This is a genomic window from Streptomyces sp. NPDC055078 (assembly GCF_053607985.1).
In genome coordinates this window covers 1-5831 of sequence record NZ_JBSGUP010000194.1, presented here as the reverse complement: position 1 = coordinate 5831, position 5831 = coordinate 1, and the positions used below count along the sequence as shown (strand labels likewise).

Here is a 5831-nt window from a genome sequence, read left to right as displayed (position 1 = left end):
ACTCCTGAGGAACGACACGGCACCCCCTCGGGTCGCGTAGCCCCCTCGTCGGCGCAGCGACCCCCTCCTCGCGGCCGGACACAGAAGCGCCCCGGGAGGGCAGGACCCCGGGGCGATTCTCGGCCAGCGCGGCGCGATCGGGCCGCTGTGGCTCACACAGCCGCCACACTCCTCTTCGCCAGCTCGTACGCCGGCAGCATCTGTTCGTGCTCCTCGGAGTCGAGACCGCCAAGATCCAGGACGACCACGCCCTTCGCCGTCGAGAAGGCGATCGACCGCTCCTTCTTGGGAGCGTCCAGGATCTCGCTGGTGTTGAGGTAGCTCACCTCGATCGCTTCGAACGGGCCCGCCTTGCCCTTGGCGTAGACGACATCCGTCTTGTTCTTGGCGTTCTCGGCGAGGAACCCGTCCAGCGCCGCGCGCGCGTCGTCGCCCGCCCGGCCACCGACCCAGACGCGGAGAAAACCGATGTTTCCGGCCGGTTTGGCGTCGATCTCACAGACGAGGGTGACAGGGCCGTTCTCGGTCAGGCCGAACTCCGTGTCCTCCGTGACCGCCTGCGCCGTCCAGTCCTCGGCGAGATCGAAGGTGACGGGCAGGGAGCAGGGCGAGCCCTGGGCGCCGATCGTGCCGCCCTTGGCCGCGACGTTCTCGCCGTTCCCGGGCTTGTCGCTCCGGGCGCTCTCGCCACCCGACGGGTTCTTCGCCGAACTGTCCCTCGTCGCCTCTGTCGTCAGAGCCGAACACCCGGTCAGCACGCCCGCCAGCAGCGCGGCCGGCACCAGTCCCGCGCCCACGCCTCGCACACCTCTACGCACACCCCGTGCCATGTATCCCACCCTTGGTCAGTCCGACAGACGTGGCTGATCCTAGAGAGACATAAGTGTCATCTGAGAGGTGGGAGGTTCGGGAATGGCTGAGAACAAGGACCGGATGCTGGCCGGTGAGTGGTATCTCCCCGACGATCCGGAGCTTGCCTCGGGCACCCAACGGCGCTTCGAGTTGTGCGCCGCGTACAACGCGAACGGCGGGGCGCCCGCCGACGCGCGGGACGCCATTCTGGCTGAATTGCTAGGGTCGGTGGGCGAGAACGTACGTATTCGGCCGCCGTTCCAGTGCGACTATGGCACCTACATCTCCATCGGGGACCGCACATTCGTGAACTTCAACGCGGTTTTTGCGGATGCGGCACCCATCACGATCGGAGCCGATGTCCAGATCGGCCCGAATGTCCAGCTGCTGACCCCGAACCATGAACTGGACACCGAGCGCCGTCGCGCGGGGTGGGAGAAGGCCCAGCCCATCTCCATCGGCGACAACGTCTGGCTGGGCGGCGGGGTGATCGTCTGCCCCGGGGTGACGATCGGCGAGAACACGGTCGTCGGGGCGGGGGCTGTCGTCACCAAGGATCTACCGGCCGGGGTACTGGCGGTGGGGAATCCGGCCCGGGTGATCCGGAAGCTGGACTGAGGGGGCGGGGCTGGGGCGGACGAGGCGCGGGGCGTATCGCGGCACACTGGGGCGGGTGAGGTGTGTGGGGGCGGTGTGGCTCAGGGGTCGTTGTCAGACCTGGGTGCCAGACTCGGATGCATGGGCGGGCGATGGGCTCTGGCGGCGGCGGAGGGTGACGGGGCACGGCTCGTCCCCCTCCGCCCCGACGGCCTGCCTGCGGGCCCCGTTCTGACGGAGCCGGACCTGGTCGGGGCCGTCCGCTCGCGGCCGGAGGTCGAGCGGTGGGTGTGGCGTTCGACGGCGGAGATCTACCCACGGCTGCTGGCGGCCGGGGTCCGGGTCGAGCGGTGCTACGACATCGAGGGCGCCGAGCAGTTGCTGCTCGGCCACGAGGGGCGGCTCGGGGAGCCCCGTTCGGCGGCGGCGGCCCTGGCGCGGCTGCACCACGGCCCCGTACCGCCCGATCCTCCGCAGAGACCGGCCGAGCCGGGGTCGCAGTCCTCGCTGTTCGAGCCGCAGCCGGCGCCCGTCCCGCTGGAATCCCTGCTGGAGGTGTACGGGGAGCAGCTGCGGCGGCACGACGCGGCCGAGCACCCCGGGCGGCTGCGGCTGCTGACGGCCGCCGAGTCGGCGGGGATGCTGGTGGCCTCGGAGATGAACCGCGCGGGGCTGCCGTGGCGGGCCGATGTCCACCGCGAGGTGCTGCGCGAGTTGCTGGGCGAGCGCTATGCGGGAAGAGGCGAGCCGCGGCGGCTGGCGGAGCTGGCGGACGAGGTGTCTGTGGCGTTCGGGCGGCGGATACGGCCGGATCTGCCCGCGGAGGTGGTCAAGGCGTTCGCGGGCGCCGGTATCCGGGTGCGTTCCACGCGCCGCTGGGAGCTGGAGGAGATCGACCATCCGGCGGTGAAGCCTCTGGTCGAGTACAAGAAGCTGTACCGGATCTGGGTGGCGCACGGCTGGAGCTGGCTCCAGGACTGGGTGCGGGACGGGCGCTTCAGACCCGGGTATCTGCCCGGCGGGACGGTCTCCGGCCGGTGGACGACCAACGGCGGCGGGGCGCTGCAGATCCCGAAGGTGATCCGGCGGGCTGTGGTCGCGGACGAGGGGTGGCGGCTGGTGGTCGCCGACGCCGACCAGATGGAGCCCCGGGTGCTGGCGGCGATCTCGCGCGACCCCGGCCTGATGGAGGTCGCCGCGCATGAGCGCGACCTGTACTCCGTGCTGTCCGACCGGGCCTTCGCGGGCGACCGCGAGCACGCCAAGCTGGCGCTGCTGGGCGCGGTCTACGGCCAGACGTCGGGCGACGGCCTGAAGAATCTGGCGGCTCTGCGGCGCAGATTTCCCGCCGCGGTCGCGTACGTCGACGACGCGGCGCGGGCGGGCGAGGAAGGCCGTCTCGTCCGCACCTGGCTGGGGCGCACCAGCCCGCGGGCTGCGGGTGCGGAGGAGGACGGCGAGGCGGGCATCCCGCAGGACGGCCCCGTCGAACCGGACGAGGCCGCGGGACTCACCGAACCAGCCGGGCGGGAGGGCGGGTTCACGCCGGGGTACGCGTCGGCGGACGCGCGGGCGAGGGGCCGGTTCACCCGTAATTTCGTGGTTCAGGGCAGCGCGGCCGACTGGGCGCTGCTGCTGCTCGCCGCCCTGCGCCAGGCGCTGACGGGGATGCGTGCGGAGCTGGTGTTCTTCCAGCACGACGAGGTGATCGTGCACTGCCCCCGGGAGGAGGCGGAGTCGGTGGTGCGGGCGATCCGCGAGGCGGGGGAAGTGGCGGGGCACGTCGCTTTCGGCCAGACGCCGGTGCGGTTTCCGTTCACGACGGCGGTGGTGGAGTGCTACGCCGACGCCAAGTGACCCTGCGCTGAAAGGAGTCGGGAGCACGGGGGCCTCGGGCGGACCTCGGGCGGACCTCGAGGGAGCCCGGGGCGCCGAGGGGAGCCCAGCAGGAGGCAGGGGAGCCCGGGGGCCGGGGTATAGCGGAAGGCGGGGGGCGGAGGCGCACCGGGAGGCAGGGGGCAGGGGGGCTGAAGGCCCGGGGACTCGGAAGACTCCGGGCCCGGGATCCCCGAGTCCCGGAACACCCGAGGTCGGAGGGGTCTTCGACGAGCGTTCGGCCCGGTTCTTCTGGGGCGCGTGAGATGGCTTGAAATAGCTGGGGCGGAAGGAACTACTCCGCCTCGGGAGGCGTATTCATTCCACAGGGACAAGGAAATTGGGGGATTTCTTGATCATGAATCTGTCCGACCTGAATCCGTCCGGCCCGTCTGTCGCCGACATGTCTCCCGGGGACATGTCACTCCCCGGCCTTTCCGCTATCCCCGCCATCCTCGCTATCCCCGGCATTTCCGGTCCTTCCAGCTCTTCCGGCCCTTCTGGTCCTTCCGGCCGTTTCAGGTTTTCGGGTCCCACCGCCCTTTCCGGTCCTACCGGCGGGAATCCACCGGATATCCATGGATCGGCCTTGCGCGCCGGGTGGGGAGCGAGCGCATGAGCACCCCGCCGATTCCCTTCCCCGATGTCGAGCGCCTGGTGGTCGACCATCTGAAGACCCGCCCCGAGCTGGCGGGCATCGTGGTCGACAACCGCACCCCGCCCGGCTTCGACGGCACCCAGAAGGTCGTCCTGGTCTCCCGGGCGGGCGGCGCCTGGGTCGACGACCTCCATCTCGACCAGCCGCTGATCGATCTGGAGAGCTATGGCCCCGACAAGCCCTCCGCGCATCTGGTGGCCATAGCCGCCCGTACCGCGCTGCTGACCGTGCGGGGCACGAAGTACGGCTCGGCGGTCGTCACCGACGCCGCCGAAATGGACGGCCCGCGCTGGCTGCCCGACTACAACCGCCAGGCGGCGAGCCGCTATCTCGCCACCACCCGGCTCTCGATCCGCCCCGCCTGAGACCGGAATCCCGAGGACGGAGTCCGCACATGCCCGGAATGAACCCGAGTGAGATTCGCGTGGCCGGTACCGGCCGCATTCTGACCGCCCCGCTCGGCACCACCGTGCCGGCCGACACCGCCACCGCCTGGGCACCCGCCTGGCGCGACCTCGGTTACACCACGACCGACGGCATCCGGTTCAACAAGAAGGACAAGATCGACCCGGTGGACACCTGGCAGTCCGTGAGCCCGGCCAGGTTCGTCTACTCCGACCGCGATCTGACCGTCAAATTCGCCCTCCTCCAGCTCAATGAGGACACCCTGCCGTTCTTCTTCGGCGGCTCCGAGGTCAAGGAGACCGCGGCGGGATCGAAGCTGTACCGCTACGAGCTGGCGGCGGAGCCCGCGGAGGACGAGCGGATGCTCGGCATCGAGTTCAACGACGGCGACGCCATCCGCTACCGCTTCATCGTCCCGCGCGGCCAGGTCACCGAGACCGAGGAGCTCCAGCTCACCCGTACCGCCGCCGTCAAGCTCGGCCTCACCTTCACGGCGCTCGCGATAGACAACACCGCGCCGCTCGCCGTCTGGCTCATGAACGACCCCGCCTACGTCAAGTAGTCCTCCGCCGCGCGCAGCCGATCCGCCGGCCACCGGAGCCACCGGCACCCGGCCCACCGGCGCCCCGGAACCCGGCGGCGGATCCGCCGGCAGCGGCCGGCAGACGGCACACAGCAGATCAAGGAGACCGCGACCGCCATGCCCGCCAAGTTCAATGTAAACGCAGCTCGCGCCCAACGCCTCGAAGCCCTCGGTCTGACCTGGGAGTTCGAGCTGGACGGGGAGACCTTCCACCTGCCCACCGAGATCCCGCGCCGTGCCGCGAGCACCCTCTCCGCGCTCGACGACAGCGACCTGGACGGTCTGCTCGCGCTGCTGCTCGGCGACGACCAGTACAAGCGGCTGTGCGAGCACGAGCTGAGCGTCCAGGACATCTCCGCGATCCTCACCGCCTATGGAGAGGAGACGGGCCTGGGCGTGGGGGAAGGCTGAGCCTCGGCGTGCTCGTGGAGGAGTACGCCGAGGCGCTGGAGGCGGATCTGCTGCGCTACTACGGGGTCGATCTGCTGGCCTGGTATCGCGGTGAGCTGTCCTCACGGCGGCTGTCGGTGCTGGTGCGCCAGCTGCCCCGCGACAGCGCCTTCGCCCAGGCGCGGGAGGGCGAGGCGGCGCAGTGGTCGCTCACCGACCATCTGCTGGCGGCCGTGGTCGACCATCTGGCCATCGCCAACTGGATGTTCGCCTCCGTCAACCGCGACGAGGACTCCTCCGCGCCGGAAGCGCCTCAACCGGTGCCGAGACCGGGCCTTGACGAGGGGACCGCCGGCGGCCCCGACGGACCCGGCGAACCCGGCTGGGCGGACGGGCACAGCGGGCACGGGCACAGCGGGCACGGGCACAGTGCGCGCGGCGGACCCGGCCCGGCCGAGGGGCCCCATGGGC

Annotated in this window: 7 protein-coding genes; 6 read left to right on the top strand and 1 reads right to left on the bottom strand. The window is 70.9% G+C overall.

What is annotated here, in order from left to right; genetic code table 11:
* Positions 1-152: 152 nt before the first annotated feature.
* On the bottom strand, positions 153-806 hold the full coding sequence (locus ACWF94_RS18180; RefSeq protein ID WP_453488806.1) for a lipoprotein: 654 nt from the start codon (positions 804-806) through the stop codon (positions 153-155).
* A gap of 106 nt (positions 807-912) precedes the next feature.
* Between ACWF94_RS18180 and ACWF94_RS18175 the strand changes: the two genes are divergently transcribed.
* From ACWF94_RS18175 to ACWF94_RS18150, 6 genes are all read left to right on the top strand, one after another.
* Positions 913-1470, top strand: a complete 558-nt coding sequence (locus tag ACWF94_RS18175) for a sugar O-acetyltransferase (protein WP_453488793.1) — start codon at positions 913-915, stop codon at positions 1468-1470.
* Positions 1471-1590: 120 nt separating this feature from the next.
* Positions 1591-3306, top strand: a complete 1716-nt coding sequence (locus tag ACWF94_RS18170) for a bifunctional 3'-5' exonuclease/DNA polymerase (protein ID WP_453488790.1) — start codon at positions 1591-1593, stop codon at positions 3304-3306.
* Positions 3307-3939: 633 nt separating this feature from the next.
* The gene (locus ACWF94_RS18165) at positions 3940-4347 is read left to right on the top strand and encodes a hypothetical protein (protein ID WP_453488787.1); all 408 of its coding nucleotides are present in this window, start codon (positions 3940-3942) and stop codon (positions 4345-4347) included.
* 29 nt (positions 4348-4376) lie between these two features.
* Positions 4377-4949, top strand: a complete 573-nt coding sequence (locus tag ACWF94_RS18160; protein ID WP_453488784.1) for a phage tail tube protein — start codon at positions 4377-4379, stop codon at positions 4947-4949.
* Positions 4950-5087: 138 nt separating this feature from the next.
* Positions 5088-5381: a hypothetical protein gene (locus ACWF94_RS18155; protein ID WP_453488781.1), complete on the top strand. Its 294-nt coding sequence runs from the start codon at positions 5088-5090 to the stop codon at positions 5379-5381.
* A gap of 8 nt (positions 5382-5389) precedes the next feature.
* On the top strand, positions 5390-5831 hold a 442-nt coding region (locus ACWF94_RS18150; protein ID WP_453488778.1), incomplete at its 3' end, for a hypothetical protein.